This is a genomic window from Streptomyces sp. NBC_00223, assembly GCF_036199905.1.
Taxonomy (GTDB): Bacteria; Actinomycetota; Actinomycetes; order Streptomycetales; family Streptomycetaceae; genus Actinacidiphila.
On the sequence record NZ_CP108109.1, the window covers coordinates 3785251 to 3799858 of the forward strand.

Sequence of the window (14608 nt, forward strand, 5' to 3'; positions counted from 1 at the left end):
TCAGGCCTGGGTGAGGAGGGGGTCGTAGGGGGTGGAGTGGTGGCGGGCCGACATGAAGGAGAGGAAGTCCCGCACGAAGGCGCCGCGGGTGTACCTCGGGTCCGCGCCGGCCACTGTGCGCCGGAAGCCGGTCCGGAACAGCGCCCGGTACTCGTCCGCGTCGATGAACCCGTTGCCGTCCTTGTCGGTGACGTCGAAAAGCACCTCGGCGACCCTGATCAGCGCGGGACCGGCGAGGGAGGGGACGGCGGCGGCGTACTCCTCCTTGCTGACGCGGCCGTCACCGTCGGCGTCGAGGGCCGCCTGGAGTTCGCGCCACCAGTCGGCGTACGCCTGGTAGAGCCTGGTCTCCTCCGGCTCGTCCAGGTCGAGGCGGGAGGACAACTCCCGTGCCATGGCGGCGAGATCGGGCCAGTCGAGATAGCCGTCCCCGGTCTGGTCCAGCACCGCCGTGAAGAACTCGTCGGCGCTCCGCCGCTGCCCGCCCTCCTCGGCGGGACCGCGTTGCGCGGGAAAGGGCGTGACCAGCCGGAACAGCGCGCCGGCCCGCTTCATCCGGCCGCGCAGCGCGGCGAGCGTCGCGGCCTGGGGGTCGTCGCTGTCCGGGGAGAGGTAGAGCAGGTTGGTGATGCTCTCGGTCTGGAGCCAGTTGTCGGGCAGGAAGCGGGCCAGACCGGCGGCCATGTAGGCGCTCTGCATCAGCGTCTGGGCGCCGGGGATCTCGGGGAGGCAGGCCCGCCGACGGAAGGGCTCGGGGAGGGACGCCACGGTGATCGTGCCGATGAGCGGGCCGGCGAGCGCGCGGCCGGCCGCCCACACGGTGGGCAGGCCGTCCAGCAGCGGCGGCGCCGGGAGGTGGTCGAAGAGCTTGTAGAGGATGATGCGCAGCGCCTCGGTGTTCTCCAGCTCCTCCTCGACCACACGGTCGTAGTACGGCCAGAACTCCTGCACGGTGGGCGGCAGATGACCGGCCCCGCCGTCCAACACCGCGAGGAAGGCGCGGAATTCGGCGTACAGCCGTTCCAGGGAGGTCTGGTCGAGCGGCTGTCCGCTCAGTCGGCACATGGTGACCGAGCTCTCGAACAGCGTCGCGACCACCCACGCGCGGACCTGGGGGTCCATCGCGTCGTACGGCCGGTGCCGCGCGTCGGTGCCGCTCAGCCGCGCGTGCATACGGTTGAGCCGCGCCGCCTCCCGCTGCCGCACGTGGTCGTCCTCGCCGAACATGCGTTGCAGGCTCAGCAGGGTGTTGCGCAGCCGTCGCCAAGGGTGCGCCACGAAGGTCGAGTTGTCGATCAGCGCCGCGCCGATCTGCGGGTGGGCGGCCTCGAGTACCGTCGCCCTGACCATCGCCAGGGCCCAGCGCGGATCGTTGAAGAACCGGTGGAACTGCGAGTCGGGGCCGAACAGGGACCCGGGCCGCGCTTCGGAAGCGGGTGCCTCGGCGGCCGGCCGTTCCTTCGCGGCCGGCTGTTCCTCCGCGCCCGGCCGTTCCTTCGCGGACGCACGGTCGGGGCCGTCGCCGCCCTCGTGACCGTCGGCTGCTGAACGCGTGCGCTTGGGGCGGCTGTTGCCGGTGTCCGTCACGGGTGTTGTTCTCCGATCGCGTACGGCGTCACGCCGCCGAAGCGGCGATCGCGTTGCTGGTAGCCGCGCAGGCACTCCAGGAAGTGCGGCGCGCGGAAGTCGGGCCAGAGCACCGGCGGGAAGACCCACTCGGCGTAAGCCACCTGCCAGAGCATGAAGTTGGAGATGCGCTGCTCGCCGGAGGTCCGGATGACGAGGTCCACATCGGGGGTGTCGGGAAAGGGCAGATGAGCGGCGAAGTGCCGCTCGTCGACGGCCTCGGCCGCCACCCCGCTGCGGATCAGGGACCTCGCCGCCTCGACGATGTCCCGGCGTCCGCCGTGGTCGAACGCCACGGTCAGGGTCATGCCCCGGTTCTCCTCGGTCAGCGTCATCAGGTCGGCGAAGTCCCGGGCCAGCGGCGCGGGAATCCTCGGGTCCGCCACACCGAGAAACCGGCAGCGGATGCCGCGCGCGTGCAGCAGCGGAGCGTGCTTGCGTACGACCCGGCGCACGAGCCGCATGAGGAAGTCGACCTCGTCGCTCGGGCGTCGCCAGTTCTCGGTGGAGAACGCGTACAGGCTCAACCAGCCCACCCCCGCCGTCCGCGCGGCCTCGATGACGTCGATCACCGTGGTCTCCGCCGCCCGGTGACCCGACGTCCGCGGCAGGGACCGCTGGGACGCCCACCGGCCGTTCCCGTCCATCACGCACGCGACGTGGCGCGGTACGGCCCCGCGTCGGTCCTCGCCGGCCGGACGTGCCGGGTACGTCGAGGCCGACGGCGAGGTGGGCGACGAAGCGGGAGCCCCACCGGCCCGCACAGCCGAGGCGCCTTCCGCCAACGCCCGCTCGGCCGAGGCCCGTTCACCCGTCACGCGTGCTCCCTCGGCCGTCACCGCACAGTCCCCGCTCCGCCCTCGCGCGTGGCGCCTCCTCACCGCGAGGCACCGCCGTGGGGAGCCCGGCCGCTGCCCTGCCGCGTCCGGGCTCCTCCGCGTGCGCCGCGCGTCCACCGCGAACCGGTCGAATCCGCGGGCGAGTGCCGTTCCCGCGAACGGCGGACCGGGTCGCGTCACGGACGGTTCGAGGCGCCCGCCGCCGCAGGCGCCACTTCGACACACACTCAGCAGAGTGCCGTTCCCCGGCCCCGGGTACGTGGCGATCCGCCCACATTCACCCGTAGTACGTCGGTACGATTTCAGTACGTTGGGGCCGGCCGTGTGGGGAGCCCGTGGACGTACGGCTCACCTCTACGAGGCTCTACGTGGGCTCTACGAGATCGCCGGGGCCCAGTTCTCGCCGTCGTAGAAGTAGGTGGGGGCGCCCTTCAGGCCCACCGTGCGGAAGGGCCGGCCGTTGTCGTCGACCTTGAGGGTGCCCTGACGGTCGCCGCAGCTCCAGACGAGTTCCAGGTACCAGCTGACGTCGTGGTCCGCGGTGTGGGCGTCCACGTCGAGGACCTGCGGGTCGGCGGCGGAGACCTGGAAGGGGAAGTCGGTGACGGTGGCCGGCCGGTCTTCCCCCGAGCCGGGCAGGGGACGCGCGCGGGGTACGGCCGGGTCGAGGTCGACGTCGAACGACGCGGGCTCGATCCCGCCGCCGCAACCGGACGCGGGCGTGTAGCCCCTCCCCTTGGGGGCCGGGCCGCTGCTGACGACCCGCACATACAGGGCGTGCAGCACCACCGGGCGGCCGGGTACGCCCTGCGCGGTCAGTTGCAACCGCAGATCCCCGGCCGGTACGCCGCCGAGCGCGGCCGCCCAGGCGTTCGTCTCCTGCAACGACGGTGGCGGCGGGACCTTCCCCGGTGGCCGCGTGAGCAGGAACCACTGGCCGCACTGGATGTCCCAGTTGTTCGACAGTACGGTCACCTGGACGGGTGGCCGCGTGTCCACGGGGGTCCGCGGCGGCGTGGTCCGAGGGGAAACGGACGCGGGCGCCGAAGCGGTAGCCGCAGCCGCAGCCGATGTCGACGCGGAAGCAGGGGGAGGCGCGGACGCGCTCGTCGGTGCCGTCGCCCCCGCGCCGGCCGTCACGCGCGGGCCGGGCGCGGAGGCTCGCGTGTCGTCGGCCTCGCGGCCGGTGTTGTGCAGCACCAGCGGAAGCACGGCGGCGATGACGGCGACGGCTCCCAGTACGACCTTGGTCCGGCGCGGGCGACGCGCGGGCCGTTCACCGTCGGCCTCGGGCGTCGGCGCGAGCGACACCGCCGGGATCTCTCCCTGCGGCGCCTCGGCCGCCGGGGCGCGCGTCTCCGGAACGCCCGTCGGCGGAACGTCCCCCTGCCGAACGTCCACTCGCGGAACGTCCTTCGCCGAGGCCGCTGTCTCCTGGGCCGACGTCTCAGGGGCCGCCGTCTCAGGAGCGCTCGCCCCCGGCGCGGCGGACCCTCCCGGACCCGCGCCGCCCGGAGTGTCCGTAGTCCCCGCACCATCCGCGCCGCCCGGCCCACCGTCCGCACCAACGTCAGCCGACGAACCCTCGCCACCGGAAGCGCGAGCGTCGACCGCCGCGCCCGGCGTACCCGCCCCGCCCGACCCCCTCGCCGCCCCGCGATGCGGCTCCCGCCGCCGAGCGGCGTCCGCCAGCAGCCAGAGCCGATGCAGCCCCACCAGCTCCTCCCGCGTCGCGCCGCACTGCCGCGCGAAGCGCTCCACCGGGGCGTAGTCGCCGGGCACCGCCGCGCCGTTGCAGTAACGGTGCAGCGTCGAGGTGCTGACGTGCAGCCGGGTGGCCAGCACGCCGTAGCTGCGCCCCGACCGTTCCTTGAGCCCGCGCAGTTCGCGCGCGAAATCCTCGATGTGCGTGGTCATTCCACCCTCCCCCTCGTTCCGGGCAGACATTCCAGGAGATGCCATCATCGCAGCTCAGAGTGGGTGGAATCGTTCCAGCGTCCCCTACTGTGGCAAGACTGTGGCATCCGGGACAGGACACGGCCCAGGGTGATGGCATCCCAACCGCTCACCGTGAAGGATGACCACCATGTCCGTGAAATCCGCTCTGTCCTCCACCGCCGTCCTCGTGCTCGGCGCCGTCGCCCTCACCGCGTGCCAGGCCGGGTCCACCACCCCGGTGAGCGAATCGGCGCCCTCGCGGCCGGCCTCCTCCTCGTCGGTCCCCGTGGCCCCCGCGGGCAGCGCGGCGCCGGTCTCCACGCCGTCCGCTCCGGCGTCGGCGGGCGGGAGCGGTACGGAGAGCGCCGCCTCGGGCAGCAGCGGACCGGCCGCCAAGAGCGGGGGCGGCGACAACGCCACCAGTGACAGCTACGCCTACAAGCACCCCTGCTCCAGCGGGCAGTTGTCCGTGCACGTGGTCACCCGGGCCGCGGCGCCCACCCAGCGGGTGATCGAAGTGCGCAACGTCGGCGCGTCCTCCTGCGGCCTGAGCTACTACCCGCGGATCTACCTGGCCGACTCGCACGCCGCGGACTTCAGCCACGCCGTGCGGCCGCTGGTCCCGAGTGGCCTCGGGGGTGCCCCCGCGTACCCGGTGTACGCCGGGCGGACCGCCTACGCGGTGGTCAACCTCGACCCCAGCGGCGCGACCACCGGTACCGTCAAGGGAATCGACGAGCTGGACGTCCTCGCCGACGGGGACCACATGCCCAACGCCGACACGCTCAACTTCCCGCTCGGCTCCGGCGCCCATGTCCTCAAGCCGAAGCTGGGCCTCTACCGCGCCACGGTCGCGGACGCGGTCGCCTCCATGGACTCGGCGGACACCCAGACCTGACCCGGCCCGTACGGTGTCCGCCCCGCCCGCGCGGGATGCGCGGGCGGGGCGGGGCCTCACAGCCGGTGACGCGTCACATCGGGTCGACGCGGGCCGACGGTAACCCGGTTACTGGAGGCCGGTGTTGAGAGCCGTGAGCAGCGACCCGTTGGCCGTGTCCCCGGACATCTCCCAGATCATCGCGCCGAGCAGATGCTTGGACTTGATGTACGCCGCCTTCTTGCCGATGGACCAGGCGTCGTCGAAGGACCACCACTGGCCGTTCGCTCCGGTGTAGCCGTAGGTGGAGACGGACTGCTCGTCGTGGTAGATGGTGAGGTTGGGCACGCTGGAGATGAGGTTGCTGTACCCCCGGGTCCCCGCTTCCTCCGCGAACTGGCCCGGCGCGGCGCCGTTGGCGCTCTGCCACTCGCCGTGCGCACCGCCGTCGGCCACCTGTTGCCAGCCCCGGCCGTAGAACGGGAAGCCGATGGTGAGCTTGCGCGGGCTCACTCCGGCGTCGAGGTAGGCCTGCACGGCGCCGTCGATGCTGAAGTCGTTCGGGTACGGCGACTGGGCGTCGGGGTAGAGGTTGGACTGGTCGCCCGTGCGGTTGGGCTCCCAGGAGTTGTCGCTGCCCGAGCCGTGGAAGTCGTAGCCCTGGACGTTCTCGATGTCCAGGGACTTCGAGACCTGCGGCAGGTCCCACCCGGCGGCGATCTTGTTGGGGTCGCCGGGGGTGAAGGCGGTGAGCAGCTTGTGGTCGCCGCCGAGCGCGTCGAGCTGGGTGCGGAACTCGGCGAGCAGCGCGGTGAGGTTGGCCTTGTCCGACGTGCTCCAGTGGTTGCCGGGGTGGCCGTCGGGCGAGCCGGCCCACTCCCAGTCGATGTCGAAGCCGTCGAAGATGCCGGCGGCGACACCCGGGCCGCCCCCGCCCTCGTACGCGGGCAGGTTGCCCTTGATGTACATGTCGATGCAGGAGCTGACGAACTTCTTGCGGGAGGCGTCGGTGGCGGCCACGTTGGAGAAGTACTTGGAGTACGTCCAACCGCCCAGCGACATCACGACCTTGAGCTTCGGGTACTTGGCCTTCAGCTCCTTGAGCTGGTTGAAGTTGCCGCGCAGCTTGCCCCAGCCGTCGTCGGCCTGGCCGTTGACCGACTGGGAGGCGGGGAAGGCCCGGCCGTAGTCGGCCTCGGCGTCACCGGCGCCGTCGCCCTGGTTGGGGTCCTCCGGGTCCGCGGTGGTGCCCTTGGTCACGCCGTTGAGGCAGGTGAGGTTGACCGGGTCGATGTTGCCGAACGCGTAGTTGATGACGTCCAGCTTGGCCGCGGCGCCCGAGGTGTCGAGGTTCTTGACGAAGTACTGGCGGCCGTAGATGCCCCACTGCACGAAGTACCCCACCTTGGCGTAACCGCCGTCGGCCACCGGGTCCTTGGTGGTGACGGAGACCGCGTTACTGGCCGGCGAGGGGTTGTCGGCGAGGTCACGGGCCTTGACGGTGAAGGAGTAGGCGGTGGCGGGGGCCAGGCCGGAGACCGTGGTCGTACGGGTGTCGGCCGGGAGGGACGTCACGAGCGCGGTGCCCCGGTAGACGTCGTAGGCGGCCACGCGGTTGTTGTCGGTGGCCGCGTCCCAGGAGAGCTGCACGGTGCTGGAAGTGACGGTGCCGGCCCGCAGATTGCCCGGCGCGGTCGGCGGGACGGTGTCGGTCGCCGGGTCGAAGGTCGTCGCGGTGACGGGGCCACTGGCCGGCCCGAGGTTGCCGCGGGTGTCCTTGGCCCGGACCGTGAACTGGTAGGACGTCGCCGGGGACAGGTCCTGGACGGTGGCCGAGGTGGTGGCGCTGGAGGTCACCACGCTGCCGCCGCGCAGCACGTCGTAGGAGGCGACGGGGAAGTCGCCCTTGGCGGCTGCGGTCCAGGACAGGGTCACCGTGTGGGCGGTGGCGTCGGCGACCGTGACTCCGGTGGGCGCGTTGGGCGGTACGGCGGGGCTGCCGTCGCACTTGTCGCCGTTGATCAGACAGCCGGTCGGCGCGGTCTGCGGGCCGGAGGCCTGGAAGGTGTAGCTGTACGGGTACGTGGACCCGTTCGCCGCGACCGTGGAGTTGTAGTAGGCGGGCGAGACGACGACGTGCGAGCCGCTGACCGTACTGGTGCCGTACATCTCGCTGGTGATCGTGACGCCGGCCGGGAGGTCGAACTCCAGGGTCCACCCGTTGACGGCGCTGGAGGTCCCGTTCTTGACGACGTAGGTGCCGGACCAGGACGAGCCGCTGCCGGTGCTGCTGAACTGCGCGGTGAGCGGCCCGGCGGCCTGGGCGGCGTGGGCGCCCAGGCCGGTGAGACCGGCCAGCGCCATGGCGATCGTCGCCAGTCCGGCGGCGAGCCGCTTGCGCACGTGGGCCAAGGACCGCGGGGGCCGGGGCGGTTGTGGGGATCTGAGTCCTCTGGACACGTCTCTCCTTGATGTGGGGGGATGCCGACACGGCCCGTCGCCGGGCCGTGGATCGCAGAGGTGTGTCGTACTGCCCAGGGCACCGGACGCCTCTGCGCTGTCGTTTACCGCGCTCTCAGGACAGCGGAGAGCCCCCTTGCATGACAATGCACCTGTCAAAGATTGGACTATACCAATTCGCTTGGAGCGGCCGACTCCGACGGCGTTGCCGCTGCTAGAAGAGGACTAGACCAATTTCGGGAATTTTACCTTCCCGTGATCCCGCCGACCCCGTCAAGGCGAGCCGCCGCACCCGCGTACGTACGGCCTCGCCCACCACTCGCCGCCCGCCACCCGCCACCCGCCACCCGCCACCCACGGAACGGATCACCGCACCCGGTCGAGCTTGTCGATCCGGGCCTTCACCATGCGCCGCGGCGGGGGGGTCGGGGAGTCGACGGATCGGAGGCGCGGACGGAGGGGGCTACGTCGGCGTGTTCGGGCTGGAGCTTCCGCCCGTGGGGCGGGGCGGGAATCGCCCGTGGCGTACGGGCGGAATCGTCATGGGTGCGTCGTCGGCCGTCACCGACGGCCGACGCGCGCGAACCGGGACGCCCGCGTGAACGGCGCCGCTACTCAGGGGGTTTGTGCGCGAACACCCAACGGTTGCCCGCCAGCGCGTCGTTCGGCTCCGGCAGCGGGCCCCGGCCGTGCCGGCGGCTGAAGTCGAAGGGCGAGTGGACCGACGCGGTCCAGCCCCTGTCCCTCAGTTCACCGGCCGAGTCGGGCCGCGGTTCCCCGTCGAACAGCGCGAGCAGATCGACGCCGATCTGCTCCCTCGCGGCGGCGTAGACCGGATTGGTGTGGGCCCCCGGTGTGTTCCAGCCGAGCTTGATCTCGAACGCCATGGCGGTGCCGCCACCGCTCAACCGGTCGACCGTGGCGATGAGTTGCCGCTCGGCGACATGCGGAAGGTAGAGCAGCAGCCCCTCGGCCAGCCAGGCGGTCGGAACGGCCGGGTCGAAGCCGGCGTCGGTGAGCGCCCCGACCCAGTCGTCGCGCAGATCGGCCGCGATCGGTACGCGTAACGCCTTCGGGACGGCGCCCAACCCGCCCAGCACATCGCGCTTGAACGCCATGACGTCCGGCGTGTCGACCTCGAAGACCGCGCAGTCCCGCGGCCAGTCGAGCCGGAACGCCCTCGTGTCCAACCCCGCCCCGAGCAGCACCACTTGGCGGATGCCCTCGCCGACCGACCGGAGGAGGAAGTCGTCCAGGACCCTGGTCCGCAGACCGAAGTAACGGCCCAGCCGTCCCCACAGCGGATTCCCGTCCCCGTCCGGCACGTCCTCGGGACGGACCGGCCAGTCGGCGGACGCCCGCGCGGCGCGTACGAAGTGCTCCGCGTAGACGTCCCGTGCCAGGGCGTCGGGGCGGTGGGCCTCGATGGCCCGCGCCGCGGCGACCATGAGCGCGGTCCTGCCGACACCGGCCGCCACACCCGAGTCGACGCCCACGGCGCCGGCGTCGACGCCCACCGCGCGCCCGCCGGGCTCCGGGTCCGCGACTGTGCCGCCCGCGTCGTCGCCGCCCGCCGCACCGGAGTTCAGACGCGCTGTGCCGACCATGTCGCCTCCTCCTCGGTGAGCCGCGACCACAAGGCCGACCGGTCGTGGGTCGTCGTACGGGCGCCGTACACACGGGTCATGTATCCAAGAATCTCCGCGTCCGGCAGGTGCAAACTCGTCGTGCAGTCCGTCAGCACCGTCACATGGAAGCCCTTCTGGAACGCGGTGCGCGCGGTCGAGTCCACACAGACGTCGGTGAACAGGCCGACGAACACCAGATGCCCGATGCCGCGCCGGACGAGATGCTCCTCGAACCCGTCGCTGAGGAAGGCGTCGAAGCAGGCCCGTTTGGTGAAGACCGCCTCGTCCGGCGCGGGCGCCACCTTGTGGAACTCGGCGCCCCACGTCCCCTCGCGGCACTTCGGCTCCTTGCCCAGGACGAGGTCCCGGCGCCGCCAGCTCGGCCCCTGGTGCTCGGTGTCCCCGGTGAACCGGACGAAGACGACCTCCGTACCGAGGTCCCGCGCCGCCTCGACGGCCCGCGCGGCGTTCGTCGTCACCGCGTCCAGCCGCGCGGGGTCGCCGCGGTACCGGGCGAGGGCCACCGGGCTCGCGCAGAAGTCGTTCTGCACGTCGACGACGACCAGCGCCGTCCCCTCCCGGGCGGTCATGAGCCGGTGGCCAGCGGAGATCCGGCCACGGTCAGCCCGCCGTCGCCCCGGGGCCCCGGCACCTCGTCCCTCAGCGGCTCCAGCGCGTCGAGAATCGCGTCCACCACCTCCGTGGTCGAGTGCCGCCCGCCGAGGTCCGGCGTGGCGATGCCCCTGTCCACGACGGCCTCCAGCGCCCGTTCCACCACGCGCACCGCGCCCGCGCAGCCCGCGTGCCGCTCCGCGATCGCCGCCGCGGCCCGTACGGTCGCCACCGGATTGACCGTGTCCCGCCCCGCGAGGTCGTCGGCCGAACCGTGCACGGTCTGGTACTCGACCAGCCCGGCCACGTCCGGGTGAAGATGGACATTCTCCGTGCAGCGGTTCTCCTGCCGCTCGGAGCCGAAACGGTCGAGCAGGACCACATGCATGATGTCGGCCCACTCGTTTCCGGCGATGATCAGCGTGCGGGCCGAAGGGCCGTACTCGATCAGATTGCGGTTCACCGTGTCCGGCTGGAAGAGCTTGATCTCCACCCCGTGCCGCGCGGAGATCTCCGCCACCCAGTCGTCGAGAGCGCGGTCCAGCAAATGGAATTTGTAGGCCATGACGATCTGGTCGATCCGGCCGTCCGGCCATTCCCGCCCGGCCCGTTCCAGGGCGAACGCGATGACCTTCTCGGTGATCTCCCGGCTGAAGGTCGTCGTACGGGTGACCAGGCCAGGGGAATGCTCGTTCTCACCGGTGTAGAAGCCCTGGGCCTCGTCCCTGACCAGCAGCAGCGAGGTGTCCCCGGCGGCGATGACGTCCACCTTCACCGCCTGCAACCGCTGCCGTACGAGGTACAGCGACTGGGCGTTGATCGCCGTGCGGAAGATCGCCGTGGTGCCGAGGTCCGCCCGGGTCCGGCAGAAGCGCTCGTAGTGCTCGGCGTCCTCCCGCGTCAGCTCGCGGACCCGCTCGATCCCGCTCTCGGCCTTCAGCGACACATACGAGTGATAGGTCCGCGGCGACCGCACGACGTCGATTCCGACCGAATACAGCCGGCCGATTCCGTCCAGGACCCTTTCGAAGACGGCCGCGAGTTCCGCTCCCGTTCCCCGTCCCACAGCAAGTCCGATGGCAGGGTTCACCATGCTGCTCACATCACCTCAGTCCCCAGAGACGCGTCATTCTTCTTCCGGTCGTCGTCGCTCACGGGTTTGCGCGGAGGAAATTCAGGAATGCCCGAATATCGCCCTTCCCGTCCGGTCGCACACCGGAGCGCGGCGATTCCCTCACTATCCGGCCGACGGCCGACACGCTTATGGGGAAGCCGGTCCGGTTCACCCGAAGGGGTGAATTCCAGATATCCGCGCATAAGACGCGGCCGCGCGGTTCCGGACGCGTACACGGTGAGCCGCGAAAAAGCGGCCGGGCGGGCCGCCGGACGCGCTACGAGTGGCTGGGCAACGGGGCTCCGGCGCGCATGGGAATGCCGCGGAAGGTCTGGACGATGATCAGCAGGGCGCCGAGCGTCACGCACTGATCGGCCAGATTGAAGGTCCCGGAGTCGCCGATCCGGATGAAGTCCAGGACGGCACCGCGGCCGAAGCCGGGGGTACGGAAGATGCGGTCGGCGAGGTTGCCGCCCGCGCCCGCGAAGAGCAGGCCGAGCCCGACGGCCCAGCCGGGGGAACGTACGGCGGGCGCCACGCGGGCGATGAAGACGAGCACCGCGCACGCCAGGAGTGTGAAGACCAGGGTGGCGCGGGGCGCGAACGAGCCGGCCGCGCCCGAGTTGCGGAAGGCCGCGAAGGTCACCGCGCCGCCGAACGCGTGCGTGGGTTCCCGGCCCTCGACGACGACCGCGGCGATCGCCTTCGTGCTCTGGTCCACCGCGAGCCCGATGGCCGCCGTCACCCACAGCAGATACGTCCGCCGCACCGCACACCTCCCGGTCCCCTGCCCCGCCTTCCACCGAGCGTACGCGCCGCCCGCCGACGGCCAAGGGGGCGTACCGCCGAGGAGACCCGGATCACCCGGCGCGACGGCGGGGGTACGGCGGGGGACGTACGGCGGGAGGCGCCGGGGACGTACGGCCGGGGGTACACCGGGAGGTACTGCGGCAGCGGACGTACGGCGGACGGCGGGGCGGACGGCATGGCGGCCGTCCGCCGAGACGGCGGGGCGGACGGCATGGCGGCCGTCCGCCGAGACGGCGGGGCGGACGGCATGGCGGCCGTCCGCCGAGACGGCGGGGCGGACGGCATGGCGGCCGTCCGCCGAAAGGGTCAGCGGGGGTCGGCGGGGGTCAGCGCGGGTCGCCGGAGGTCAGTAGCCCCCGCCGCCGGACGACGGCTTCTGCGACGACTTCGAGGTGATCGCCTTGCCGTTGCCGCCCAGGACGTACCACTTGGCGCCGAAGTTGTTGAGCCCCTGGCCGTTGGTGTCACCGGCCTTCTTGTCGCCGGCGAAGCGGTAGAGCGGGTGGCCCTTGTACGTCACCTGCTTGGTGCCGCCCGAGCGGTTGGTGGTCGAGAGCAGCTTGCTCTGGACCCCGGAGCCCGCGGTCGGCTTCCCCTTGACGGTCAGCGGCGGCCACGCCTGGGCGCAGGCACCCGTGCAGGTCGACTTGCTGGTCTTGTCGGCCTCGAAGAGATAGAGGGTCAGGCCCTTGGCGTTGACGAGGATCTTGCCCAGCGACTCCGACTTCGTGGAGACCGTCGCCGTGGTGGAGCTCGCCACGGCTTCGGGCGCGTACGCGTCGCTGGAGGACTTCGGGGCGGCGGCGGCCCCGGTGCTGGACGAGCTGTTGGTGGTGCCGGTGGAACAGGCGGTCGCCGCGACCGCGACGAGTACGCTTCCGGCGACGGCGGCGAAAGTTCTGACGTGCCTCACGAGGACTCCTCTGATCCGTCCGCCCTGGACGGGCAGCCGACGGCCCGCGCTGATCGGGGCCGCCCGTCCCCACTACACAACGGCGTCCACGGTCCGGCCACGCGGCAGAGCCGTCCGGGGAGCGGCCCGGGGAGCGGCCTGGGCGCGAAAATCACCGGGCACAGCCGATCTCCGCCGCGTCCGGAGCCACCCCTTCCCGCCACGCCGAGCAGACCGAGGAAGATAGAGGTACGTTTTATAGAAGTACGCTTCTCTATTCTCCCGAACCGCTCAAGGACCGGCGGCCCACCGCGAAGGATGTGTCCGTGCTCAAACCCGCCGAGATGTTCGACCGTGACTACGAGTGGTCCGCTCTGACCCGATTCATCAGCGACCCCCAGCCCGGGGCCACCCTCGGTGTGGTCTCCGGGCGGCGACGCCAGGGCAAGACCTTCCTGCTCGACGCCGCATGCCGCGCGGCCGGAGGTTTCTACTTCGGGGCCACCGAGGCAGCCGACACCGAGTCGCTCCGACGTCTGAGCACGATGCTCACCGCACACGTCCGGCCGCCCAGCCCCTTCCACTTCGCCGACTGGGCGGAAGCGATCGACGCCCTACTGGCGCTCGGCGCCGAACGGCCGGTGCCGGTGGTGATCGACGAGTTCCCGTACCTCGCCAAGGCCAACCCGGAACTCCCCTCGATCATCCAGGAGGCATTCCGGCCGCTGCGCGAAGAGCGCACCGCGTCCCGTGCCCGGCTGCTGCTGTGCGGTTCGGCTCTCTCCTTCATGGGCAAGCTGCTGTCGGGCAACGCGCCTCTGCGGGGACGGGCGGGGCTCGAACTGCTCGTACGGCCCCTGGACTACCGCCTCGCCGCGCGGTTCTGGGACATCACCGATCCGCAGCTGGCCATGCGGGTCAACGCGATCGTCGGCGGCACCCCCGCCTACCGCCGTGAATTCGCCCGCGGGGACTCCCCCAGCGGCCCGGAGGACTTCGACGACTGGGTCGTGCGCACGGTTCTCAACCCCGAGACGCCGCTCTTCCGCGAGGCCCGCTATCTGCTCGCCGAAGAGCCGGATCTACGGGACACGGCGCTGTACCTGAGCGTCCTGGCCGCTGTCGCGGATGGCAACAGGACCCGGGGCGGTATGGCCGGCTATCTGGAGCGCAAGGCAACGGATGTCGCCCACCCCATCAACGTCCTTGAAGACGCCGGGCTGTTGCACCGGGATGCCGACGTCTTCCGCGAGAACCGGCCCACGTACCGCATCGCCGAACCGCTGATCGGTTTTTACCACGCCGTCATGCGGCCGGTGTGGGACCAGTTGGAGCGGCCGGGAAGCGCGGCGCGGGTGTGGCAGGCCAGCCGACGCCGCTACGTCAGCAATGTCCTCGGTCCGCACTTCGAACAGGTCTGCCGCGACTGGGCCCTGCATCACGCCGACCCCGACCTCTTCGGCGGGCTGCCCGCCCGTGTCGGGCACGGCGCGGTCCACGACTCCGGCACCCATGTCGGACACGAGATCGACGTGGCCGTCGTCGGCATCGCCGACGGTGGAAAGCCGCCCCTGCTGGCCATCGGCGAGGCCAAGTGGAACGACACGATGGGAATCGCCCATATCGAGCGGCTCCAGCACATCCGTACGCTCATCGCCCGGACCGGGCGCTACGACACCACGCGCACGCAACTCCTCTGCTTCAGCGGGGCCGGTTTCAACGGCAAGGCGCGGACGGCCGCAGAAACCGCCCCTGACCTTCACCTCATCGATCTCACGACGCTCTACGGGCAGATGTGAGCCGTCAGCGGCG

11 protein-coding genes are annotated in these 14608 nt (G+C 71.5%); 2 read left to right on the top strand and 9 right to left on the bottom strand.

Annotation, left to right across the window (positions count from 1 at the left end):
- The 3 genes from OHA30_RS15810 to OHA30_RS15820 form a co-directional block, all read right to left on the bottom strand.
- Nucleotides 1–1410, bottom strand: a complete 1410-nt coding sequence (locus OHA30_RS15810; RefSeq protein WP_328917875.1) for an oxygenase MpaB family protein — start codon at nt 1408–1410, stop codon at nt 1–3.
- Nucleotides 1411–1583: 173 nt separating this feature from the next.
- A complete protein-coding gene (gene uppS, locus OHA30_RS15815) occupies nt 1584–2273 on the bottom strand; it encodes a polyprenyl diphosphate synthase (RefSeq protein WP_405786095.1) in 690 nt (229 codons plus the stop codon).
- A 567-nt stretch (nt 2274–2840) separates the two neighbouring features.
- Nucleotides 2841–4382 carry a helix-turn-helix domain-containing protein gene (locus OHA30_RS15820; protein ID WP_328914482.1) on the bottom strand — a complete coding sequence of 514 codons (1542 nt, stop codon included), beginning with the start codon at nt 4380–4382 and terminating at the stop codon, nt 2841–2843.
- A gap of 169 nt (nt 4383–4551) precedes the next feature.
- On the opposite strand from OHA30_RS15820, the gene OHA30_RS15825 reads away from it, so the two are divergent.
- Nucleotides 4552–5301 carry a DUF4232 domain-containing protein gene (locus OHA30_RS15825; protein ID WP_328914483.1) on the top strand — a complete coding sequence of 250 codons (750 nt, stop codon included), beginning with the start codon at nt 4552–4554 and terminating at the stop codon, nt 5299–5301.
- Between the two features lie 108 nt (nt 5302–5409).
- Here the strand turns inward: OHA30_RS15825 and OHA30_RS15830 are convergent, their stop codons facing one another.
- From OHA30_RS15830 to OHA30_RS15855, 6 genes are all read right to left on the bottom strand, one after another.
- The gene (locus OHA30_RS15830; protein WP_328917876.1) at nt 5410–7644 is read right to left on the bottom strand and encodes a glycosyl hydrolase family 18 protein; all 2235 of its coding nucleotides are present in this window, start codon (nt 7642–7644) and stop codon (nt 5410–5412) included.
- Nucleotides 7645–8351: 707 nt separating this feature from the next.
- Complete coding sequence (locus OHA30_RS15835) at nt 8352–9347, bottom strand: class I SAM-dependent methyltransferase (protein WP_328914484.1); 996 nt, start codon at nt 9345–9347, stop codon at nt 8352–8354.
- Nucleotides 9326–9958, bottom strand: coding sequence for a cysteine hydrolase family protein (locus OHA30_RS15840; protein WP_328914485.1), 633 nt, complete (start codon nt 9956–9958; stop codon nt 9326–9328). Before OHA30_RS15840 ends, OHA30_RS15835 begins: the two co-directional genes overlap by 22 nt.
- A complete protein-coding gene (locus OHA30_RS15845; RefSeq protein ID WP_328917877.1) occupies nt 9955–11070 on the bottom strand; it encodes an isocitrate/isopropylmalate family dehydrogenase in 1116 nt (371 codons plus the stop codon). Before OHA30_RS15845 ends, OHA30_RS15840 begins: the two co-directional genes overlap by 4 nt.
- Before the next feature lie 301 nt (nt 11071–11371).
- Nucleotides 11372–11863: a signal peptidase II gene (locus OHA30_RS15850; protein ID WP_328914486.1), complete on the bottom strand. Its 492-nt coding sequence runs from the start codon at nt 11861–11863 to the stop codon at nt 11372–11374.
- Nucleotides 11864–12250: 387 nt separating this feature from the next.
- Entirely contained in the window at nt 12251–12817 is a 567-nt protein-coding gene (locus tag OHA30_RS15855; protein WP_328914487.1) for a COG4315 family predicted lipoprotein, read from the bottom strand.
- A 305-nt stretch (nt 12818–13122) separates the two neighbouring features.
- Here OHA30_RS15855 and OHA30_RS15860 point away from each other — a divergent pair, with 305 nt between their 5' ends.
- A complete protein-coding gene (locus OHA30_RS15860; protein ID WP_328914488.1) occupies nt 13123–14595 on the top strand; it encodes an AAA family ATPase in 1473 nt (490 codons plus the stop codon).
- Nucleotides 14596–14608 lie beyond the last annotated feature (13 nt).

What these genes read in the sequence shown, in the direction of transcription:
- uppS (WP_405786095.1), bottom strand. Translation starts at nt 2,273, where the DNA reads ATGGACGGGAACGGCCGGTGGGCGTCCCAGCGGTCCCTGCCGCGGACG.
- OHA30_RS15820 (WP_328914482.1), bottom strand. Translation starts at nt 4,382, where the DNA reads ATGACCACGCACATCGAGGATTTCGCGCGCGAACTGCGCGGGCTCAAG.
- OHA30_RS15825 (WP_328914483.1), top strand. Translation starts at nt 4,552, where the DNA reads ATGTCCGTGAAATCCGCTCTGTCCTCCACCGCCGTCCTCGTGCTCGGC.
- OHA30_RS15830 (WP_328917876.1), bottom strand. Translation starts at nt 7,644, where the DNA reads ATGGCGCTGGCCGGTCTCACCGGCCTGGGCGCCCACGCCGCCCAGGCC.
- OHA30_RS15835 (WP_328914484.1), bottom strand. Translation starts at nt 9,347, where the DNA reads ATGGTCGGCACAGCGCGTCTGAACTCCGGTGCGGCGGGCGGCGACGAC.
- OHA30_RS15840 (WP_328914485.1), bottom strand. Translation starts at nt 9,958, where the DNA reads ATGACCGCCCGGGAGGGGACGGCGCTGGTCGTCGTCGACGTGCAGAAC.